This window comes from Citricoccus sp. NPDC079358 (assembly GCF_040702545.1).
In the GTDB taxonomy this organism is placed as follows: domain Bacteria; phylum Actinomycetota; class Actinomycetes; order Actinomycetales; family Micrococcaceae; genus Citricoccus.
In genome coordinates, this window is record NZ_JBFBLI010000002.1 from 327598 (window position 1) to 347998 (window position 20401).

18 protein-coding genes, 1 tRNA gene and 1 pseudogene are annotated in these 20401 nt (G+C 69.3%); 3 read left to right on the forward strand and 17 right to left on the reverse strand.

Translation table 11 applies throughout. The features are described from left to right. Positions 1 to 11: 11 nt before the first annotated feature. The 12 genes and pseudogenes from tatC to AB0333_RS03940 form a co-directional block, all read right to left on the reverse strand. The gene (tatC, locus tag AB0333_RS03885) at positions 12 to 878 is read right to left on the reverse strand and encodes a twin-arginine translocase subunit TatC (RefSeq protein ID WP_366217420.1); all 867 of its coding nucleotides are present in this window, start codon (positions 876 to 878) and stop codon (positions 12 to 14) included. A gap of 18 nt (positions 879 to 896) precedes the next feature. Then, entirely contained in the window at positions 897 to 1193 is a 297-nt protein-coding gene (gene tatA / locus AB0333_RS03890) for a Sec-independent protein translocase subunit TatA (protein WP_366217421.1), read from the reverse strand. Positions 1194 to 1231: 38 nt separating this feature from the next. Further along, complete coding sequence (locus tag AB0333_RS03895; protein WP_366217422.1) at positions 1232 to 3316, reverse strand: WYL domain-containing protein; 2085 nt, start codon at positions 3314 to 3316, stop codon at positions 1232 to 1234. A 7-nt stretch (positions 3317 to 3323) separates the two neighbouring features. Then, positions 3324 to 3719 carry an FKBP-type peptidyl-prolyl cis-trans isomerase gene (locus AB0333_RS03900; protein ID WP_366217423.1) on the reverse strand — a complete coding sequence of 132 codons (396 nt, stop codon included), beginning with the start codon at positions 3717 to 3719 and terminating at the stop codon, positions 3324 to 3326. A 65-nt stretch (positions 3720 to 3784) separates the two neighbouring features. After that, a complete protein-coding gene (locus AB0333_RS03905; RefSeq protein ID WP_366217424.1) occupies positions 3785 to 4831 on the reverse strand; it encodes an FKBP-type peptidyl-prolyl cis-trans isomerase in 1047 nt (348 codons plus the stop codon). Positions 4832 to 4932: 101 nt separating this feature from the next. Beyond that, positions 4933 to 6405, reverse strand: coding sequence for a Pup--protein ligase (pafA, locus tag AB0333_RS03910; RefSeq protein WP_366217425.1), 1473 nt, complete (start codon positions 6403 to 6405; stop codon positions 4933 to 4935). A 5-nt stretch (positions 6406 to 6410) separates the two neighbouring features. Then, complete coding sequence (locus AB0333_RS03915) at positions 6411 to 6614, reverse strand: ubiquitin-like protein Pup (RefSeq protein WP_366217426.1); 204 nt, start codon at positions 6612 to 6614, stop codon at positions 6411 to 6413. Positions 6615 to 6667: 53 nt separating this feature from the next. Next, positions 6668 to 8386 carry a depupylase/deamidase Dop gene (gene dop / locus AB0333_RS03920; protein ID WP_366217427.1) on the reverse strand — a complete coding sequence of 573 codons (1719 nt, stop codon included), beginning with the start codon at positions 8384 to 8386 and terminating at the stop codon, positions 6668 to 6670. Between the two features lie 143 nt (positions 8387 to 8529). Next, positions 8530 to 10170: pseudogene (gene arc, locus AB0333_RS03925) on the reverse strand (proteasome ATPase); the annotation flags it as partial. Positions 10171 to 10338: 168 nt separating this feature from the next. Next, entirely contained in the window at positions 10339 to 11430 is a 1092-nt protein-coding gene (locus AB0333_RS03930; protein ID WP_245952085.1) for a tRNA (adenine-N1)-methyltransferase, read from the reverse strand. Positions 11431 to 11462: 32 nt separating this feature from the next. Next, positions 11463 to 12602 carry a site-2 protease family protein gene (locus tag AB0333_RS03935; protein ID WP_115931280.1) on the reverse strand — a complete coding sequence of 380 codons (1140 nt, stop codon included), beginning with the start codon at positions 12600 to 12602 and terminating at the stop codon, positions 11463 to 11465. Beyond that, entirely contained in the window at positions 12599 to 13360 is a 762-nt protein-coding gene (locus AB0333_RS03940; RefSeq protein ID WP_211308982.1) for an HAD family phosphatase, read from the reverse strand. The genes AB0333_RS03935 and AB0333_RS03940 overlap by 4 nt, the downstream gene beginning before the upstream one ends. Before the next feature lie 131 nt (positions 13361 to 13491). Between AB0333_RS03940 and AB0333_RS03945 the strand changes: the two genes are divergently transcribed. Next, a complete protein-coding gene (locus AB0333_RS03945; RefSeq protein WP_366217570.1) occupies positions 13492 to 14370 on the forward strand; it encodes a PAC2 family protein in 879 nt (292 codons plus the stop codon). A gap of 87 nt (positions 14371 to 14457) precedes the next feature. Here the strand turns inward: AB0333_RS03945 and mshC are convergent, their stop codons facing one another. The 3 genes from mshC to AB0333_RS03960 all read right to left on the reverse strand — a co-directional run bounded on the left by mshC (position 14458) and on the right by AB0333_RS03960 (position 17026). After that, positions 14458 to 15744 carry a cysteine--1-D-myo-inosityl 2-amino-2-deoxy-alpha-D-glucopyranoside ligase gene (gene mshC, locus AB0333_RS03950; protein ID WP_366217428.1) on the reverse strand — a complete coding sequence of 429 codons (1287 nt, stop codon included), beginning with the start codon at positions 15742 to 15744 and terminating at the stop codon, positions 14458 to 14460. Then, complete coding sequence (locus AB0333_RS03955) at positions 15744 to 16577, reverse strand: undecaprenyl-diphosphate phosphatase (protein WP_366217429.1); 834 nt, start codon at positions 16575 to 16577, stop codon at positions 15744 to 15746. Before AB0333_RS03955 ends, mshC begins: the two co-directional genes overlap by 1 nt. 158 nt (positions 16578 to 16735) lie before the next feature. Further along, positions 16736 to 17026 (reverse strand): hypothetical protein, encoded by a 291-nt coding sequence (locus tag AB0333_RS03960; protein ID WP_366217430.1) that lies wholly within the window; start codon positions 17024 to 17026, stop codon positions 16736 to 16738. A gap of 139 nt (positions 17027 to 17165) precedes the next feature. Between AB0333_RS03960 and AB0333_RS03965 the strand changes: the two genes are divergently transcribed. Next, entirely contained in the window at positions 17166 to 17408 is a 243-nt protein-coding gene (locus tag AB0333_RS03965; protein ID WP_366217431.1) for a DUF5703 family protein, read from the forward strand. A gap of 2 nt (positions 17409 to 17410) precedes the next feature. Here AB0333_RS03965 and AB0333_RS03970 read toward each other — a convergent pair whose 3' ends face one another. Both AB0333_RS03970 and AB0333_RS03975 read right to left on the reverse strand, forming a co-directional pair. Then, entirely contained in the window at positions 17411 to 18595 is a 1185-nt protein-coding gene (locus AB0333_RS03970; RefSeq protein ID WP_366217432.1) for an acyl-CoA dehydrogenase family protein, read from the reverse strand. Between the two features lie 90 nt (positions 18596 to 18685). Beyond that, positions 18686 to 19999: a M20/M25/M40 family metallo-hydrolase gene (locus AB0333_RS03975; RefSeq protein ID WP_366217433.1), complete on the reverse strand. Its 1314-nt coding sequence runs from the start codon at positions 19997 to 19999 to the stop codon at positions 18686 to 18688. A gap of 125 nt (positions 20000 to 20124) precedes the next feature. On the opposite strand from AB0333_RS03975, the gene AB0333_RS03980 reads away from it, so the two are divergent. Continuing rightward, a tRNA-Leu gene (locus AB0333_RS03980) sits at positions 20125 to 20208 on the forward strand. Positions 20209 to 20401 lie beyond the last annotated feature (193 nt).

Consider the following 20401-nt stretch of genomic DNA (forward strand, 5'->3'; position numbering starts at 1 on the left):
GTGGCCGGTGCCTACAGTTCGTCGAGGGACGCCGGGCCTGTGGTGAGGTACTCCTCGTTATCCTGCTCGGCCTTCGCCGCGCGCTTGGCCCGTCGCTTGTCATTGAACAGGCAGATGATGATGGCGACGCCGAACAGCAGGATGAGCGGCATCGCGAGGTAGAACATCGTGATGGCGTCCGAGCCCGGGGCGGCCAGGGCGGCGATGAGCGCGATCAGGAAGACGGTGATCCGCCAGTGCTTGATGATCTGGCGGCCGGGAAGGACGCCGATCATGTTCAGGCCGACCAGTACTACGGGCAGCACGAGGGCGAAGCCGAAGGCCAGGAACAGCCGCAACACGAAGGGGATGTAGACGTCCGCCGAGATCACGTTGGCGGTGCCGTCCGGGGACAGCCCCACGAAGAACTGGACCGCCTCCGGGAGGACCAGCCAGCCCAGCGCGACACCGAGGACGAACAGCGGGACGGCGGCGCCGATGAAGCCCAGGGCGTAGCGCTTCTCCTTCTTCTTCAGTCCCGGCACCACGAAGGCCCAGACCTGGTACAGCCAGATGGGGCTCGAGATGACCAACCCCACGAACAGCGCGACCTGCAGCATGATGTCGAAGGGCTGCCCCACGGCGCTGAAGGACACCGTGACGATGCGACCTTCGTCGGAGAGCCGGTGGACCGGATCGATCAGGGCCGAGAAGAAGGGCGGATAGATGATGAACCCGACGATCGCGCCCAGGGTCAGGCCGACGCCGGCGATGATGAGGCGGTTGCGCAGTTCCTTGAGATGGTCCTTGAGGGCCATCTCCCCCGCGGGGTTCTTCTTGCGGGAGGCCCGGGTGACCTTGATGCGCTTCGTGCGGGCCGCCTTGGGAGCAGACGTCATGGAGGCGGAGACCTGCTGCTACTGCTGGTCGTTGGTGCCGGTCTTCCGACCGTTCCGCGTGCCGTCGGCGTCACCGTTGACGATGCGACCCTCGACGGCGTCCGAGCCCTGGGCGTCGTGACCGTCCGCGGAGTCCGAGGTGTCCTGGGTGGACTTCTTGTCGGGGCCGTCGTCCTTCATCTGCTTGACCTCAGACTTGAAGATCCGCATCGACTGGCCGAGGTTGCGGGCCATCGCGGGCAGCTTGGGCGCCGCAAACAGCAACAGCACAATGGCGATGATGATGACGAGCTGCCATCCCTGAAGTCCAGCCATGGGGGGCGTCCTTTCGATTGAACGTTGTCGAGTTTACGTCACGCCGCCGGGCCGGCGCCCGTGGAGAGACCCGCTGACGGTGAATTCCCGGTGACGTATCCGGTTCGGGCACGCTGGAGCCAGTCGACGGTCGAGTCGACGAGCTCCTGGGGGGCCAGCACCCGGAACTCCCCGCCGAAACGAGCCGCCTGGGCGTGGGCATAGTCAGCGTGGGCGAGCCTGACCTCCGCGATCACGGAGCCGTCGTCCAGGACGGCGGTCCTCTCCGGATCGAATCCGGTGGCCAGGTCACGGATGCGGTGGGCGAAGTGGATCGTCACGGCGGCCTCGTCACCGTGCTGGGTGAACAGACGGTCGTCCACGGGCAGCTGACGGGGTTCGAAGGTCTCCCCGGTCTCGCGGACGGCGGCGATCCGGTCGAGGCGGAAGTTCCTCCGACCGTCGCTCGAACGGCACCAGGCCTGCAGGTATCCGTGGCCGCCCTCGCTGGTGATGCGCAGCGGCTCCACTGTGCGGGCCGAGGTCTCATCCCTGGTCGCGGAGTGGTAATCGATGGAGAGCAGCGTCTGCTCGCGGACGGCGGCGTGCAGCCGTCCGGCCAGGTCGGTGAAGGATCCGAAGTCGAACCCGGCCACGATCCCGGCACCGGCCTGCTCCACCTCGGGACCGGACACCGCCAGGATCTTGTCCAGTGCCGTCGTCGTGTCCTGCCGTTCGGTGTCCGTGAGCCCCGGGATGCCCGCTGCCGCGCGGAGGCCGATGGCCAGGGCGGCGGCCTCAGGAACACTGAGGCGAAGGGGGCCGGAGAGTCGTTCGGCCTGGGTGATGCGAATCCGGCCGTCCTGCTCCACGACCTCGAACTGCTGTCCGGCGAACTGCCGTTCGGGCATGCCGCAGAACCAGAGCTCGTCGAGGATGGCGGTGAGCTCGCGGTCGCCGACATGGAGCCGCTCGGCGAGTTCGGCGCGGCTGATCCCGTCCCGCTGGTTCGCCAGCCCGACGGCGTCCACCACCGCAGCGACCTTGTCCCGGTCGGTCCTGCGGTTGCGGCGCCGTTTCGGCGTGCTGAGCGTGTACTGCGGCCGTGCCGCCTCCTGGGCGGCCAGGGCACCCTCGAGCAACGTCACGACGGCGGCCCGCAGCGGGTCCTCGACGTCCGGAATCCGGGCCAGCGGACCGGCCGCGGCAATGCTCCCAGCCAGTTCCGCCGGGCGGGTGTAGGTGAGCCGGACCTCGTCCCAGCCCTCCGGCGCCGTGGTGGTGTTCCCGGTGGGATCGGCACCGATCCTCAGGTGGACGGCCCGGCCGGTGGCCAGGTGCAGCACGGTGGATGCCGGTTGCCGTTGCCCGGATACCACGTCGTGGACCGCCTGGACGTCGAAGTCGGCGGGCCGGCGCGGGGCGCGGTCATGGCCGGGGTCGGTCGCAGCCACCCGGGGTTCGGACTCGATGCGGGTCAGCCGGAAGGTGCGTTGTTGCTGCCGGTCGAGGTCCCAGCCGACGAGGTACCAGACGCCCGTCGGGTTGGTCAGCGCCCAGGCCCGCACCGTCCGCTCCTCGGCGCGCTCGGCATTCACGGTCCGGTAGCTGAAGCGCACCACCGACTGGTCGCGGACCATGTCCCCGAGTTCTGTCAGGTAGCGGTCCGCCCCCGCCAGGCGAACCCCGAAAGCCTCGTGGTCAGAGTCCGATCTGGCCTCGAGCCAGTCCTCCCCCGCGTCCACCCGGCCGAGGGCCCGGACCACGGCATGGCCGATCTCCGAACCGGCCCAGGCAGATTCCGCCCGCATCAGGGCGAGACGCTCCCCGTTGGTGAAGGGAACGGACGGCAGGTACATCCGGTCCTCGTCGATGCGGTAGCGGATCTCCCCGCCCGGCTCCGAGGACTCGAAGCCGGACTCGTCCTGGACCATGAAGGACTCGAGCGGCACGCCGATGCCCTTCAGGACCTCCTTGTCACGGGTGAACATCTTCTCAAACGCCGCCGAGGACGGGGACAGCGCGTAGGCGTCCACGGAGGTGACCAGGTACTCGCGGGTGACCCCGCGGCGGCCGCTGGCCAGGAGCACCCACAGGAGGGAGACGATGCGCTCCGTGGAGCGCGCTGGCGACGCGGCGGACACGGTGGGTTCAGTTGATCCCGACGAGGTCCACCACGAAGATCAGGGTCTCGCCCGGGCCGATCTCGCCGCCGGCACCGGCGTCCCCGTAGGCCAGGTGCGGCGGGATCTCGAGACGGCGGCGGCCGCCGAGCTTCATGCCCAGCAGACCGTCGTCCCAGCCCTTGATGACCTGGCCGACGCCGACCTGGAAGTCCAGCGGCTGGCCGCGGTTCCACGAGGCGTCGAACTCGGCGCCGGTGGACCAGGCCACCCCGAGGTAATGGCAGGAGACCCGGTCGCCGGCCTCGACGACCTGGCCGGAGCCCTCGGCGATGTCCTCGATGACCAGCTCCTCCGGTGGGTTGTCACCGGGGAACTCGATCTCCGGGCGGGTGCGGTCGTAATTGCGCTGTCCAAAGGACATGGGTTTCTTCCTTCCAGAAGGTGCGGCAGAGATCAGTTCTGCTCAGTTCTGCGGTCCGTCCCAGCCTACTCAGACTCGGGGGACGCTGATGCCGCGGGGGCCGACTCCGCCGGTGCCGATGCTGAGGGTGCCGGCTCGGCCGGCTCCGGTGCCTCAGCAGGCTCGGCCGGGGCCATGGCGTGCAGGATGTCCACCACGAAGACCAGGGTCTCATCCTGGAGCTCGTTGCCCTCGGAATCGCCGTAGCCCAGCTCCGGCGGGACGACGAGGAGTACCTGGGACCCGACCTTCTGGCCCTGCAGACCCTCGTTCCAACCGGCGATGAGCTGGTCGAGCTGGAAGCCCGCCGGCGCGCCGGTGGACCACGAGGAATCGAACTCCTCGCCGTCGGACCACTTCACGCCCTTGTAGTGGATCGTGACGTAGTCGCCCTCGCCGACCTCCTCGCCGTCGCCCTCGATGAGGGGCTGCACCACGAGTTCGGTCGGGGCGTCGCCCTCGGGCGCGGCGATGGTGGGCTCGCCCGAGTCCTCGTTGAGGGTGACGGCCGGCAGGGAGTCGTCGGTGACGTCCACGGACTCACCCTCGGCGCGCGCCGGCCGGACGTCAGAGATCTGGAAGACCATCAGCTGGTCCGGGGCCCCCTGGCCCATCTGGGCTCCGGGCATGAAGAAGGAGATCTGCGCGCCGACCTTGTTCTGGTCGAGCATGTTGTAGAGGACATCATTGCCCTCCTTCAGCGCGTCGTTGAGGAACACGGCCTCGGAGCCCTGGGTGAAGTTCTCGGCGGTGACCTCGCCGGAGGCCGGATCCACGATGGCGGTCTGCACCAGGGCGATGTCGCCGTCGTTGACGTCCTCGCCGTCGCCGTCCGTCAGCACGCGGGAGGAGACCTCCTCGGCCTGGATCTCCCCGTCCACGGTGACCTCGGGGACGCCCTCTTCGTTGACCTCCATGGACACGGGCTCCAGGGCCTCGATGTCACCGGCGCCACGCGGCTCCGGGGCGGCACAACCGGCCAGCAGCAGGGCGCCGACGAGGGACAGGGACAGGGGCGCGGCGGCGCGGGACCGGCGCGATCGAGACTGCTGGCGGGGCACAGAGCGGGACATGGGATCCTTCGGTAGTACGGGACGGGGCCAGCTCCCGGCCGAGGAGGGCGGCGGGGCGACAGCCAGGCCGGGCCATCACCCGGCCTTTTCAGTCTGTCACGTCAGACTGGATGGACGCTGGATGAGTCGGACTCCCCGCCAGTCGTGTGGCGTAGATGCTCGATAAGCGCATCCAGCCGATCGGACTCGGTCTGGAAGGGGTCTTTGATGCTGATGGCCTGGAGCGGCCGGTCATTGAGCTTCAGGTGCGTCCAATCGACGGAGTAGGTCTGGCGCGCGTCCCGCGCGGCCCGGATGAACCGGCCCCGCAAGGTGGCCCGAGTGGACGGCGGCGGATGCTCCACCGCATCCTCGATGGCGGCATCGTCCAGGAACCGGGCGGCGGCTCCCCGCGACTGCAGCAGCGAGAAGAGACCGCGCTGGGGTGTGATGTCGTGGTACGAGAGGTCGAGTTGGGCGATCCGCGGCGCATCCCAGTCCAGGGAGTTCTTCGCGGCGTACCGGGACAGGAACCGATGCTTGATGGCCCAGTCGATCTCGGTGTCGATCCGGGAGTAGTCTCCGCTCTCCACCGCCTCCAGGGTGCGCTCCCACAGATCGAGCACGGCCGGCACCCGATCATGGTGGGGTCCATGCTCCCGCACGAAGGCGGTGGCCTGCGCCAGGTAGTGCCGCTGCAGCTGCAGGGCCGAACGGTGACCGCCGTTGCGCAGTTCGAGCTGCGCGGTTCCGGTGAGGTCGTGGGACACCTGCCGGATGGCCCGGATGGGGTTGGCCAGCTGATGGTCGCCCAGGGGCGTTCCGGCCTCGATCATGCGCAGCAGCAGGTCGGTGGCCCCGAACCGGACCAGCTGGGTGGTCTCGGACATGTTCGAGTCTCCGACGATCACGTGGAGGCGGCGGTACTCGGCGGCGTCCGCGTGGGGCTCGTCCCGCGTGTTGATGATGGGTCGGGACCGGGTGGTGGCGGAGGAGATGCCCTCCATCACGTGGTCGGCCCGTTGTGAGAAGGCGAAGTGGGGTTCCGGAGGGCCGGACATGGGCCCCTCCGTCCCACCGGACCCGTGCAGCCCGCCGTCACTGACCCCGGTGCGGACTCCGATGGCCTTGCCCGCTCCGGAGACCAGTTGCCGGGTGATCAGGAAGGGGATCAGTGCCTCGGAGAGCCGGCGGAACTCGGTTCGGCGGTTCAGCAGGTAGTTCTCGTGGGAACCGTAGGAGTTGCCCGCGGAGTCGGCGTTGTTCTTGTACAGGTAGATGGTGCCGGTGAAGCCGTCCGCCCTCATGTGCCCGGTGGCCTCGTCGATCAACTCCTGCATGACCCGTTCGCCGGCCTTGTCCACCGCGACGAGCTCGTCCAGGGTGGAGCACTCCGCCGTGGCGTACTCCGGGTGGGAGCCGACGTCCAGATACAGCCGGGAGCCGTTGCTGACGAACACGTTGGAGGAGCGCCCCCACTCGACCACGGGACGGAACAGGTACCGGGCGACCTCCTCGGGTGTCAGCGGCCGTGACCCCGGATGGGAGTAGTGCACGCCGAATTCCGTCTCGACGCCCATGATCCTGCGGTCCATGCGGGCTACTGGCCGCCCTTCTGGACGAAGCCCTTGACGAACTCCTCGGCGTTCGTCTCGAGCACCGAGTCGATCTCGTCGAGCAGGCTGTCCAGGTCAGCGGTGCTGGTCTGGCCCGCGGCGCCCGTGGGTGCCGGCGTGGGATCCGCGTCCGGACCGTTGGCGGAGTCGTCCTCGCGCTCGAAGGATGAGCCGTACTGCTGTGACATGGTCGCTCCTGATGGTGGTGATGGTTGTCTGTCGATGAGGGGAGTCAGCGGAGTCAGGGGTGTCCGTGATGCCGGTGCGGGCCGGCCTGCACCCGGGCCAAGGCCTCGAGCAGCCGCCCGTAGGACCCCTCCGCCGCGGGCTCGTCGAACACCCCGGGCAGCTGTTCCGCGGAACCGGCCAACGGCTCACGCTGATGGAACCGGTAGAGGGGACCCTCGCCGTCCTCGCGCACCAGGAGAGTGTCCCAACTGGCCCCGACCACGTGACGTCCGTACACGTCCACCGTCCGGCCGCGTGCCCAGGCCCGGGTGTCCCGCGGAGGCGAGCCGACGGCGTCGCGAATTTTCTCGTCCGGCACCAGCCGGCGGAGCGAGCCACGGCGCAGCATCGCCTGGTAGAGCCCCTTGTCCGGGCGCAGGTCAGCATACTGCAGGTCCATCATGCCGAGGCGGGGATGGTCCCAGTCCAGACCGTGGCGCTGCCGGTACCCGGACAGCAGCTGGTACTTGGCCACCCAATCCAGCCGGTCGGCCATCGCGGCCGGCTCGGTCCCGAGGGTCTCGACGGACTCCCGCCAGGCGTTCAGCACGTCCAGCGTGGCCTTGTCCCCCATGCCGAAATGGTGGACATGCCGCTCTGCGGCCTCGAGATAGACCCGCAGGATCTCCAGCCCGGTGGCCTCACGGGAGCCGCCCGGGCCGGGACCCTCCAGGGGACGCACCAGGGGCACGGTGGCCCGCAGGGTGGGGTCGTGGCTGATCCGCTGCAGGGCCGCCACCGGGTCCATGAGTTCCACCTCCGGGGCGGTGCCCAGCTCGATCATGGAGAGCACGAGGGCGGTCATGCCGCAACGCAGCCAGGTCGCGTACTGCGAGAGGTTGGCGTCCCCGATGATCACATGCAGTCGGCGGTACCGGTCGGCGTCGGCATGCGGCTCGTCCCTCGTGTTCACGATGGGACGCCGCACTGTGGTCTCCAGGCCGACCTGCTCCTCGAAGAAGTCCGCCCGCTGACTGATCTGGAACCCTGGACCCGAGCCGGTGACACCGAGCCCGACGCGACCGGCCCCGCAGATCACCTGCCGGACGGTGAAGAACGGCACCAGGTGCCGCGCGAGCTCCTCGAAGTCCAGGCCGCGGGCCACCAGGTAATTCTCGTGGGCACCGTAGGACACCGATTTATTGTCCGTGTTGTTCTTGTACAGCAGCACCTGGGGCTCCCCCGGCGCCGCGGCGATGCGTTCCGAGGCGGTCAACGCCACCAGGTCGCCCGCCTGGTCCCACACCATGGCGTCCAACGGGTTCGTGGTCTCGGGTGAGGAGTATTCGGGATGGGCATGGTCCACGTAGAGGCGGGCCCCGTTGGGCAGGACCAGGTTCGTCAGCAGGTGCACGGGACTGCCGTCCTCGCCCATCAGTGGCTGATCCGTCAACTGCGTGGGATGGGCAGCCGAGCGGGGCAGCTGCCAGCCGCGGGCGTCCACGAGCGGGGATTCCTCCCCGTAGTCCCATTCCGTGCCCGCCACGGTCCCGCCCCGGGAGGTCACGAGGTCCGCATAGGCGTTGACCACCTCCACGGAGAGCACCGAATGCCCCGCACCGGGGTTGGCGGGGGCGTGGACGCCGTACTCGGTCTCCAGCCCCATCACCCGGTGGACTCCCCACCCGGCGGTGTCGCGTCCGGCCGGAAGCACGGCCTCGGACGGGACCAGCCCGTGCCGGTCCGCCACCACGGGCCCGGCGCCGGCCGCTCGGTCAGGAGATGGGGGCACGTGCGTCACCGTGACTCCTGCTGGGAGGCGCTCGCCGTCGTCGTGCCGGGGTTCCCTGAGATGCCAGGGGTGCCGGAGGTGCCGGTGTGTTCGGTGGAGGTCGGGGTGGCGTGGGAGCTGGCGGAGTCCGGGGAACTATGGCGGATCAGCATGCGGATCCCGGCGACTCTTCCGCCGCGGTGACCGGAGACCCGGGCCCACTCCTCGGGGGACGCGTTGTTCGGGAGGTCCTCCTGCTCGGTGAACTCCTCCCGGACCGCCTGCACCAGGTGCTCGGTGCGCAGCCCCTTGGCCTCCTCGGCGGAACCGGCGGACAGGTAGTCCTTGATGGCCTGCTTCTTGGCCCGGTCCACGATGTTCGCGATGACGGCGCCGGAGGTGAAATCGGCGAAGTACAGCGTCCGTGTGGTGCCGTCCACGTAGGTGACCTCGAGGTACTCGGTCTCCGGCCCGCGGGTGAACAGGTGGTCGGTGACGGCGGCGATCATCGCCGCGACGGTGTCCGCCCGGCTGCCATGACGCTCCAGCTCGGCGGCGTGCAGCGGCAGGGCGGTGGTGAGGTACTTGCCGAAGATGTCTGCGGCGCCCTCAGCATCCGGCCGGGAGACGCGGATCTTCACGTCCAGGCGGCCCGGGCGGAGGATCGCCGGATCGATCATGTCCTCGCGGTTCGAGGCACCGATGACGATGACGTTGTCCAGCCGTTCCACGCCATCGATCTCGGCCAGCAGCTGGGGAACGATCGTGGTCTCCACGTCCGAGGAGACGCCGGAGCCGCGAGTGCGGAACAACGACTCCATCTCATCGAAGAACACCACGACCGGGTAGCCATCCGAGGCCTTCTCGCGGGCGCGGGCGAAGATGGTGCGGATGTGCCGCTCCGTCTCCCCCACGTACTTGTTCAGCAGCTCGGGGCCTTTGATGTTGAGGAAGTACGAGCGTCGCTCCTCGGTGGAGCGGGCGGCCAGGGAAGAGGCCACCGCCTTGGCGATCAGGGTCTTGCCGGTGCCGGGGGGCCCGTAGAGCAGGATGCCCTTGGGGGCCTTGAGTCCGTGCTCTCGGTACAGACCCGGGTGCAGGAAGGGCATCTCGATGGAGTCGCGGATCTGTTCGATCTGGTCCCGCAGGCCTCCGATGTCCTTGTAGCTGACATCCGGGAGTTCCTCGAGGACCACGTCCTGGACCTCGTTCAGGGGGACCACATCGAGGGCCTGGCCGGTCCGCGAGTCATAGGTGACGGCGTCCCCGACGCGGATGCGCTGACCCGAGAGGCGGTGCGACCGGCGCACCACGCGTTCCTCGTCCCCGCGCCCGACGACGACCAGCAGGCCGTCGTCCAAGGTCTCCTTCACCCGGACCAGCTCCCCGGCCCGTTCGGCCTCGAGCACGGACACGATGGTCAGGGACTCGTTCAGCAGCACGTCGGAGCCGGGAGTGATCCGGGCGGGCTCCAACAGGGGGGATGCGGTCACCCGCATCCGGCGGCCGTTGTGGATGACGTCCACGCCACCCTGCACCGTCGCCGCGATCTCGACGCCCTCGACGGGCTCGCGGGCCGGATGGACCTCCAGGACCGTGGCGAAAGCGAAGGGCGCCTCCCCGTCCAGCTCCAGGGCCGCCTTGAGCGTGGTGATCTCGTCCCGGGTCTCCTCCAGCAGGTCGACCATGCGGCGGTTGTTCCGGGCGGCGGTCTGCAACTGGTACTCGAGCGTCCGGTTCTTCTCCACGAGGGTGGTGGCGCGACGCTTCGCCGCATCCAGCTGGTGCGTCAGGCCGGACTCCATCGGTGTGGTTCCGGTGGTGGTGGGATCGCTCACGGATACCTTTCCGGCCAACCGGATCGGGGAATGCCTGAGGTCAGCCTTACCTATCCATCCTAAGCCTGTCGGCAAACGCTGTGGTGCGCTTGGCTGGTGGCGTAACGAGGCTCCGGCCGGTGGACGGTCCGTCGGTCAGAGGTCTGCCGGGTCGACCGGATCCGCTGCCACGGCCGGGCCCTCTTCGGGATCCGTGTCCGCGAGGTGGCGTCGCGCGCCCTTCTGCTCCATGGACGCCGCCTCGCGGGCCGCCTTGCGCGCCTTCTTGTCCGTCACGGGGCGTTCGCCCAGGGCCTGCGGGGTCCAACGCGACTCGTCCGCCGGTTGCCAGGCCTCCACGTCCACGGCCTTGAACTCGGAGACCTTGGAGCGTTTCTTCAGCGCCAGGGCCTCCTGGCCGGTGGCAAGGCGGCGGCAGACCAGCAGGAAACCGGTGTGGGCGACCATGCGGTGATCGGGCCGCACGGCCAGGCCGTCGAGGTGCCAGCCGCGGACCATGGTCTCCGAGGCCTCAGTCTGGGTGAACCGTCCGTCCTCACGGATCGCCTCGGCCACGCGGGAGAGCTGGGTGGCGGTGGCGACGTAGTTGATCCACACCCCGCCCGGCGCCAGCACCGTCGCGACCGCGTCCAGGCATTCCCAGGGTGCCAGCATGTCCAGCACCACGCGGTCGACGGAACCGGGTTCATGGACCGCGGTCATTTCCTCCTGCGCGTCGCCGAGGTGGATCTGCCAGGCCGGGTGCTCCCCGCCGAAGAAGGTCTGGACGTTGGCGCGGGCCACGTCCGCGAACTCCTCGCGGCGTTCGTAGGAGTGCAGTTCCCCCGCGTCCCCCACCGCGCGCAGCAGGGAGATGGACAGGCCACCGGAGCCGACGCCGGCCTCCACCACCCGCGCACCGGGGAAGATGTCCGCCATCTGCACGATCTGACCGGAGTCCTTGGGGTAGACGACGGTGGCCCCGCGCGGCATGGACAGGACGAAGTCGCTGATCAGCGGGCGCAGGACCTGATATTCGTGACCAGCCGAGTTCCTCGCCACCACGCCGTCCGGGCCGCCGATCAGGTCGTCATGGTGCAGGACGCCCTGGTAGCTGTGGAACTGCCCGCCCTCCGTGAGGGTGATGGTGTTCAGGCGACCCTTGGCGTCCTTGAGCTGGACCCGCTGGCCGGGGCGCAGGGGGCCACGGCGTTCATTGACGCCGGCGGGGCTGGGGAAGTCGGTCATGCGGCGGTGGTCCTTCTGGTGGGTGGTCAGGGTCAGCGACGGCGGCCCGTGGTGAGCCACTGGACCACATCGGGTTGGCGGAGCACGCCGCAGACGGTGCCGTCGGGCGCCAAGACAGCGTATTCTGCGCCGTCCACTGCGGCGAGCCGGTCCACCAGGGGGCGGCCGGCATCGGTGGCGCGGACCACGGCTCCGCGGGCCAGAGCCCGGGCCGTGGCCGCAGCCAGGACGGACGAGGCGTCCCGGCCCTGGACGCGCGCCAGAGCGGTCTCGTCCACGATGGCCTCCGGCTGACCGGTGGGGGCCACGAGCACCGCGAGCGTGCCCGAGGGTCGGTCCCGGACGTCGGCCACGGTGGCGGTGTTGAGCAGGCCGATGGCCGGATGCATGAGCTGGGCGGCGGTCAGGCCCGGGACCCGCAGCCGGAGCTGGGCGCCGCGGATGGACTCGGTGGCACCGGTCCAGAGGAAATAGCCGACCATCACCAGGATGACGATCAGCGGGATGTCGGCCGGCCGCCCTTGCACCAGGGGCACCACCACCACTCCGACCACCAGGGCCAGCACGATGATCCGTCCGGCCCAGCCTGCGGCGATGGTCCCCTTGTCCTGATCCCCCGTGGCCGCCCACACGGCTGATTCGACGATGCGGCCACCGTCCAGCGGAAGGCCCGGGAGAGCGTTGAAGACCGCCACCAGCCAGTTCGCGTAGGTGAAGATGCCGAGCAGCAGACTCCCGACGCCGTCAGGGGCCCACGTGACCATGAGCAGTTGGCCCCCGAGGGCCAGCAGCACGTTGGCGGCTGGCCCGGCCAGCGCCGTGACGAGGGAGCGGCCCGGCGTGGCCTGGAAACTGCCGAACTGGGTGTGGCCGCCCCACAGGTTGAGGACGATCTCCGTGGTGGGCCAGCCGAATGCCTTCGCGCTGGCGGCATGGGCCAGCTCGTGGACCAGGACCGAGAGCAACAGGAGCACGGCGTAGAGGAAGGCGATCCCATAGGCACCGATCCCCAGTTCGGGGAACAGCCGTTGGACCTGAGGCCCGAACAGCACCACCACGAACAGGGCGATGAGCGTCCAACTCCAGGACAGGTAGACCGGAACCCCGATCAGTGAGCCGAGGCGGAGCTTCCCGCGGCGGTCGGAAACGGGCTCGAGGGCGTCGCCGCTCACGGGGCCGCCGACATCCGCGTCGCCACCGCGGCGAGGTCGCGGGGGGTGCGGCCGGCGAGGGTGGTCCACTTCTCCCACCGTGGGTCATCGGGCAGGGCGAGGACGTGCGGGACCGCCACGACGGCCAGGCCAGCGCCGGCCGCGGACAGCAATCCGGGCATCGAGTCCTCGACCGCGACGCAGCCGCTCCGGTTCAGGCTCTCGTGGCGGCGCGCCATGACGTCCAGTGCCGTGACATAGGGCTCCGGGTCCGGCTTGCCCCGCAGGACCATGTCCCCCGTGACGAGGAACTCGAATGAACCGGTGGGGACGGACTCGGCGATCACGGCGGCCAGCGGGAGGTGGGACATGGTGACGAGGGCACAGGGTACGGCGGCATCCCGCAACGAGGTGAGCAGTTCCCGGGCACCCGGGCGCCACGGCACTGATCGGCGCACGCCGTTGGCCACGTCCGTCATGGTGTGCTCGATGATCTTCCCCACGCTGAGCGTGACCCCGGCCTCCTGGAGCAGGCGGGCGCCGTGGTCCAGTGCCTGGCCCACCAGCCCGTGCGCCAACTCGGTGGTCCACCGCCCACCGGCGGCCTCCACGAGGGCACGCTGGCTCTCGTTCCACAGCGGTTCGGTGTCCACGAGGGTGCCGTCCATGTCCCAGAAGACTGCTGCGGGCACCGCCTCCGCGGCGGGACCGTGCTCGGGCAACGGGGTCGACTGGCGGTCCTGGGGGCGCGGAGCGCCTGCGGAGGATCGGATGGGCATGCCTGCCAGTCTAGTGGCGCACGGACGGGCTCTTGACGAAGGTCGGGCCGGACACTTCACGTCCGGCTCACGTCCGGCACACGTCTGGCACCCCCTGTTCACACGGGTCTAGGGTGGCCATCATGGCAGAGATGGACGGAACACCAGCCCGGCAGTCGGGACTGCGCGACCATCTGGCCGGAATGGTCTCCGGACGCCGGCCAGTGGTCATGGTCGCGGCCTTCGAGGGCTGGAACGACGCCGGCGAGGCGGCTACCAGCGCGATCGATCTGCTGCGCCGCCAATGGGGTGCGGCCGCGGCCGGCTCCCTGACGGACGGCGACTACTACGACTACCAGTTCACCCGTCCCACGGTGGCGCGCGACGCCGATGGGCTCGGCACGTTGTCCTGGCCGCAGACGCGCATGTTCCGGGCGACCGATCTGAAAGGCCTGGACGTCATCCTGGTGTCCGGGGCCGAGCCCAGTTACCGATGGCAGGCCTTCACGGCCGAATTGCTGACCCATGCCGCAGAACAGAACGTGGACGCCGTGATCATGCTGGGGGCGCTGCTGGCCGACGTTCCGCACACCCGGCCACTGCCGGCCAGGCCCTCCAGCGCAGATCCGGAGCTCCGTGAGGCCTTAGGCGCACAACGGCCGACGTATGAGGGGCCGACCGGGATCGTGGGCGTGGTGACGGACACGGCCGCCCGGGCGGGGCTGCCGACGGTGTCCGTGTGGGCCACGGTCCCCCACTATGTCTCCCAGGCTCCCTCCCCCAAGGCGGAACTGGCCCTGTTGCGCCGGATCGAGGACCTCGTCCAGGTCAGCCTGGACCTCACGCCGCTGGTCGAGGACGCCGAGGCCTGGGAACGCGGCGTGAACGAACTCGCCGGAGAGGACCCCGATGTCGCCGCCTACGTGGAACAGCTGGAGCGCGCGCGGGACACCGAGGAATTGCCCGAGGCCTCTGGCGAGGCCATCGCCCAGGAGTTCGAGCGGTACCTGCGCCGGCGCGGCCGGGACTAGCCGGACCTCAACCTGTCCCCTACGGCGGATCCCGTCAGGTCACCACGTTGATTCAGGGCGTCGGCCGGTTCAGAGGGTCGGGCCGGCTCAGAGCATCAAGCCGAGGAGGCCGCTGGCCACTGTCCGGACATCTGGGGCCGAGAGGTCCGAGGAGTGCGCCACGGTGGCCGGATCCACGGTATCTCGGGCCATGGCCCGTTCGGCCCAGCGGTCCAGCTCGGCCAGCGCGGCCGGAGCATCCAGGTCGTGGGACAGCGCGCGGTGGGCGGCGGCCAGCACGGCGGAACCGTCCTCGGCCGTCTCGAGGCCGAGGGCCTGGCGCCACCGGGCAACTCGGTCCATCGACTGCCGCAACAGCTCTGGGGTCCACTCCCAATCGGCACGGTAGTGGTTGGCGAGCAGCGCGGCCCGGATGGCCACCGCCTCCACACCCTGCTGGCGCAATCGGGAGACCAGGACGAGGTTGCCCAGGGACTTGGACATCTTCTCGCCCTCGTAGCCGACCATCCCCGCATGGACGAACGTACCGGCCAGGGGCTGCCCGTCGGCGGCCGTGGCGTGGGCCGCACTGAACTCGTGGTGCGGGAAGCGCAGGTCCGAGCCCCCGCCCTGGACGGTGAAGGGAGCCGGAAGCAGACGCCGGGCAATGGCAGAGCACTCGATGTGCCAACCCGGCCGGCCGACGCCCAGGGAGCGGCCGTCCCACGTCGGTTCGCCGGGGCGGGCCACCCGCCACAGCAATGGATCCAGCGGGTGGCGTTTGCCCGGCCGCTCCGGGTCACCCCCGCGGTCCGGGAAGACCGTGGACATCTCCTCGGATCCGAGTCGGCCGATGCTGCCGAGGGTCCAGTCCGTGGCCTCCTCGGCGGCGTCGATCGAGAAGTAGATGTCGCCGTCGGGTCCGCCGTCCACGCCTGGAACGGAGTAGGCGGTGCCGTTGTCCACGAGGGCCTCGACGGACTGGACCACCCAGTCCACAGTCTCGGTGGCACCGACATAGTGGTCCGGCGCCAGCACGTTGAGGGCCTCCATGTCCGAGCGGAACAACTCGGTCTGGTCTGCGGCCAGGTCCCGCCAGTCCACACCGGTGGCGGTGGCCCGTTCCAGCAGTGGATCGTCCACGTCGGTGACGTTCTGCACGTAGGTGACCGGTAGGCCACAGGCCCGCCAGTAGCGGTTGAGCAGGTCGAACGTCACGTAGGTGTTCGCATGGCCGAGGTGGGTCGCGTCGTAGGGCGTGATCCCACAGACGTACAGGGACGCCTCGGCCAGGTTGCCCGGATGGCGTACTGCCTGGGAGGAGGTGTCGTGGATTTTGAGCCGGTCCGGCTGGACGGGCAGCCGAGCCGGGAGGGGGGTGTTCCAGGATTCCATCAGGCGTTGATCACTCCGAAGCCGAGCAGGATGTAGAGAAGCAGGCCGAGTCCGATGCGGTACCAGACGAAGGGCCTAAACGAGTGGGTTGAGATGAACTTCATGAGCCAGCCGATGACGACATAGCCGACCGCGAAGGCGACGAGCGTGGCGACCAGGGTCTCGCCCATGCCGTAGGCGGCCGAGGCACCGGGCTCCCCCAGGGCCTGGAACAGCTTGTAGAAGCCGGACGCGAAGACGGCCGGAACGGCCAGCAGGAAGGCGTACCGGGCGGCGGCCTCGCGGGTGAATCCCAGGGCGAGGCCCATCGTGATGGTGCCGCCGGAGCGGGAGACACCGGGGATCAGGGCCATCATCTGGGCCAGCCCGAACAGGATGCCGTCCTTGAGCGTGAGCTTCTCCAGGGGCTTGGTCTGCCGCCCGAGTGCGTCGGCGACCGCAAGCAGCAGGCCGAAGACGATCAGCATCGTGGCGACGATCCACAGGGACCGGAACGAGGTGTCGATGTAGTCCTCGAAGAGCAGACCGGCCACGGCGATGGGCAACGAGCCGATGATGATCAACCAGCCCATGCGGGCGTCCGGGTCGTTGCGTTCGACCTTGCCGAAGAGCGAGCCGAACCAGCGCGAGATGATCCGGACGATGTCCTTCCAGAAGAAGATCAGCACCGCGAGTTCCGTGCCGATCTGGGTGATGGCCGTGAAGGCGGCCCCCGGGTCCGAAGCCCCCGGCAGGACCTCACCGACGATGCGCAGGTGTGCCGAGGAGGAGATGGGGAGGAATTCCGTCAAGCCCTGGACCAGGCCCAGGATGATCGCTTCTAACCAGTTCACATCAGAGAACCCTACGTCACAGGCTCGTGGACCCCGTCCCCGCGACGCACCCGCGCTGGAAGATCGGGACGAAGATCATCCCCTGGTCGTAGATCCGCCGTTGAGTCACTCGTTGATGTGCCTCGTTGGCTTGCCTCGTGGTCCGGCTGGCAGACCGGTCAGGCGCCGGAGTCTTGACCGTACTGGTCGTCCTGGTCGTCCTGGTCGTCCTGGTCGTCCTGGTCGTCCTGGTCGTCCTGGTCGTCCTGGTCGTCGTAGACGTCCAGCGGGGTGAACTCACCGGTAGCGGCATACAGGGCGTCCTCGTAGGCCTCGAAGGAGTCGGCCACGTTGAAGAATGCCGATTCGACTGCGGGATCGTCATCGTCACGCTTGCCGGTGGCGGCCGCCAGATGTTCTTCGAATGCGGAAACCAGGGCCTCAAGGGCCACACGCGGGTCGATGCTCATGGCACCACGGTAGCCGTTTTTTCCCGGCCTGGCATAGGGTTTCACGGAAGCGGGCCCGCTCGTGTCGGATACTGGTCAAAGTCCGGCCACGATCCACGGAGACCGGGTCCGTTGTCCCGCCGGTTCCCCAAGGAGATGGATGCGCGAACAGGAGATCACGAGCGGTCTGGAGTCGCTGGAGCAGCGGGACCACTGGGAGTACCTGGTGATGACCGTCGCCCCACGGGACTCGGTGAGCGAGGCCCGGCGTCGGGTGGTGGAGCACGCGGAGTACGGCAAGTGGGAGTTGCAGCGCACGGTCCTCTACCGCGGCGGTGCCCGGCGGTACTGGCTGCGGCGCCGGATCATCCGCGTCCGGTCGACCCTGGACGTGCGCGCCTGAGCCTACGCTTCCGGGCCCTCGACGGGCCCCAGCAGGTGGTTCGCCAGAGTCTGGTGCGCCGACTCGTCATCCGAGGGGTGGAACACCCCGGCCATGACATCGCGGTAGAGGCGGGACAACTCGTTGCCGCGGTGATACGAGGCACCCCCGGAGGCCTCGAGCGCGAAGTCCGCCTGAGCCTTGGCCGTGCGGACGGCCATGGTCTTGTTCGCCACGAGTCGCGGGAACCACTCGGCACCCAGGTCGGTCCCGGCGTCGATGTCCGCAGCCACCGCCCGCAGGTGGGTGTCCGCCGTCAGCTGCCGCAGGGCGGCCTCGGCGGTCTTGTACCGCAGCACCGGGTCCTGGGACAGTGCCTGCCCGGTGACCTTCGACGTCCTGCGGGCCAGGTTCTGCGTGGCCAGTTCCACGGCCCGGTCGCCGATCCCCGTGTAGACGGCCGCGACCAGGGTCAGGAAGGACGCGAAGATCCCGAACGTGAGCGGGTCGGCGTTCGGACCGGTGGGGATGTGCCGCACGATCCGCTCGGCGGGGACGAGGGCGCCCTGCAACCGGGTGGCGTGAGAGTGGGTGGCCCGCATGCCCAACATGTCCCAGGAGGAGGCGTCGGCCTCCCAGCCGTCTGCGGAACGGTCGAGGAATCCGAAGACCAGCTGGCCGCCGTCGGGTGTCTTGCCGAAGATCCCGAGCCGCGTCCACACCGGTGACAGGGTGGTGAAGATCTTGGTCCCGGTGAACCGGTAAGAGCCGTCACCCAGGGGCTGGGCCACGGTGTCCGAGTCGAACAGCACCGCGTCGTTGCCCGCCTCGGAGATGCCGAAGGCGAAGACCTCCCCCGCCACCGACTCGCGGAGGATGAAATCGAGCGAGTCATCTCCCTGGTGCGCCAGGATCGAGGCCACGGCGTTCCAGATCTGGTGCATGTTCACCGCCAGCGCGGTCGCCGGTGCATGCATGGCCAGCACCCTCTGGGCGGCGACGACGGTCGAGAGGTCCCAGCCCAGGCCGCCGTCCGCGGCGGGGGCGAGGGCCCCGAGGTAGCCCGCCTCCCGCAGGACCTCCAGGTCCTGCTGCGGAAAGGCGTTCGCCTCGTCGAATCCGCGGGCGCGGTCGCGGATCCCGGCGAGGAGGTCCGCCGTCAGGATGGTCCCGACGGCGGCCAGCTGGGGATTCTGCGGGGTGGGCATAAGGGGGTGTCCTCCTGGGGTTCGGCGGCCGATCGGCTCGGGGATGACGGTTCCGCCACGGCGTGACGGCGGCGGGATCTCAGCGGAGTCTCAGCGGGGTTCGAGCATCCGGTGCAGCACGCGGCAGCCGAAGGTGAGGGCCTCGACGGGGACGCGCTCGTCGATGCCGTGGAACAGGCCGGTGAAGTCAAGGTCGGCCGGCAACTGCAGCGGGGCGAATCCGTAGCCGGCGATGCCGAGCTGCGACAGGGACTTGTTGTCCGTGCCACCGGACATCATGAACGGCAGCACCGGGGCGCCGGGGTCCTCAGCCTGTAGGGAGTCGACCATGAGGTCCACGAGGTCGCCGGAGAAGGGAACCTCCAGGGAGATGTCGCGGTGCTCGTGACTGAAGTCCACGCCCTCGCCGGCGAGTTCACGCAGGGTGGTCATAACCTCCTCCTCCTGCCCCGGCAGGAAGCGGACGTCCACGGTGGCCTGCGCCTTGCCCGGGATCACGTTGTGCTTGTACCCGGCGGTCAACCCCGTGGGGTTGGTGCTGTTGCGCAGGGTGGACCCGACGAACCGGGACGCTGTGCCGAGCGCCTCGAGCTGCGGGGTGGGATCCGCCTCGTCGAACTCCACGCCGCAGATCTCGGCGACCTGTTCCAGCAGGGCGCGCGTGGTCTTCGTGTAGTCCAGGGGCCAGGTGTGGTTGCCGATCCGGTCGATGGCCCCGGCCAGCCGGGTCACGGCGTTGTCGGGATGCACCGATGATCCGTGGCCCGGCGCTCCCGCGGCGGTCAGGTTGAGCCAGGCCAGACCCTTCTCGGCGGTCTGCAGCAGGTAGGCGCGTTGTCCGCGGAGGTCCGTGGAGAAACCGCCGACCTCACTGATCGCCTCTGTCGCCCCCGCGAAGACCTCGGGATGGTGGTCGACCATCCAGCGGGCCCCGTAGACGCCGCCGGCCTCCTCGTCCGCGAAGAAGGCGACGATGAGGTCCCGGCGCGGCTGCTGCCCGGAGCGGTGGAGACGGCCCAGGACCGCGAGGATCATGGCGTCCATGCCCTTCATGTCCACGGCGCCCCGGCCCCAGATCATTCCGTCCCTCAGCTCGGCCGAGAATGGGTCCACCGTCCACTCGCTGGCGTCCGCGGGAACCACGTCGAGGTGGCCGTGCAGGATCAGGGCGGGAGCCTGGGTGTCCCACCCCGCGACGCGACCCACCACGCTGGCCCGGCCGGGCGACGACTCGTAGACCGTCGGTTCCATGCCCGCGTCCCGCATCAGGGCCGCGCAGTACTCGGCGGCCTCGCGTTCTCCCCGGGAATCGTTGCCCCCGTAGTTGGAGGTGTCGATCCGGATCAGGTCTCGGCAGATGCGGACGACGTCGTCCGTGAAGTCGTGGCTGGAGGTGGCAGTCATGGTGCCACCCTAGCGAGGTGGAACGGTCCGTGTCCGGCGCGTGTGCGGAGGCATGCGAAAAGGGTGTTAGGATTATCAGCGCTGCCTTTCGAGGCAGTGGAAATCCGGTGCCAACCGGATTGTGCGCGCGGGTGGCGGAATTGGCAGACGCGCAGCGTTGAGGTCGCTGTGCCCGCAAGGGCGTGGGGGTTCAAGTCCCCCTCCGCGCACAACAAGCGCCCACCTCAGGGCGACCCAGAACGGGGCTGGTGACAACCAGCCCCGTTTTTGTCATCGTGGGACGAGTTTCTGGGAACCATCGCGACCCGTGCCTCTGAGGGAGGTCGGCCTGGATCCTTCGTGGGGCGACGACTTCCAGTACTTCCAGGTCCACGGGTCTGGGCACCTGCTGTCCCTACGTGA

Bases quoted from the DNA above. Each gene is read 5' to 3' on its own strand.
- tatC (WP_366217420.1), bottom strand. From the start codon at position 878: ATGACGTCTGCTCCCAAGGCGGCCCGCACGAAGCGCATCAAGGTCACC.
- tatA (WP_366217421.1), bottom strand. From the start codon at position 1,193: ATGGCTGGACTTCAGGGATGGCAGCTCGTCATCATCATCGCCATTGTG.
- AB0333_RS03900 (WP_366217423.1), bottom strand. From the start codon at position 3,719: ATGTCCTTTGGACAGCGCAATTACGACCGCACCCGCCCGGAGATCGAG.
- AB0333_RS03905 (WP_366217424.1), bottom strand. From the start codon at position 4,831: ATGTCCCGCTCTGTGCCCCGCCAGCAGTCTCGATCGCGCCGGTCCCGC.
- pafA (WP_366217425.1), bottom strand. From the start codon at position 6,405: ATGGACCGCAGGATCATGGGCGTCGAGACGGAATTCGGCGTGCACTAC.
- AB0333_RS03915 (WP_366217426.1), bottom strand. From the start codon at position 6,614: ATGTCACAGCAGTACGGCTCATCCTTCGAGCGCGAGGACGACTCCGCC.
- AB0333_RS03930 (WP_245952085.1), bottom strand. From the start codon at position 11,430: ATGACCGACTTCCCCAGCCCCGCCGGCGTCAATGAACGCCGTGGCCCC.
- AB0333_RS03940 (WP_211308982.1), bottom strand. From the start codon at position 13,360: ATGCCCATCCGATCCTCCGCAGGCGCTCCGCGCCCCCAGGACCGCCAG.
- AB0333_RS03945 (WP_366217570.1), top strand. From the start codon at position 13,492: ATGGACGGAACACCAGCCCGGCAGTCGGGACTGCGCGACCATCTGGCC.
- mshC (WP_366217428.1), bottom strand. From the start codon at position 15,744: ATGGAATCCTGGAACACCCCCCTCCCGGCTCGGCTGCCCGTCCAGCCG.
- AB0333_RS03960 (WP_366217430.1), bottom strand. From the start codon at position 17,026: ATGAGCATCGACCCGCGTGTGGCCCTTGAGGCCCTGGTTTCCGCATTC.
- AB0333_RS03965 (WP_366217431.1), top strand. From the start codon at position 17,166: ATGCGCGAACAGGAGATCACGAGCGGTCTGGAGTCGCTGGAGCAGCGG.
- AB0333_RS03970 (WP_366217432.1), bottom strand. From the start codon at position 18,595: ATGCCCACCCCGCAGAATCCCCAGCTGGCCGCCGTCGGGACCATCCTG.
- AB0333_RS03975 (WP_366217433.1), bottom strand. From the start codon at position 19,999: ATGACTGCCACCTCCAGCCACGACTTCACGGACGACGTCGTCCGCATC.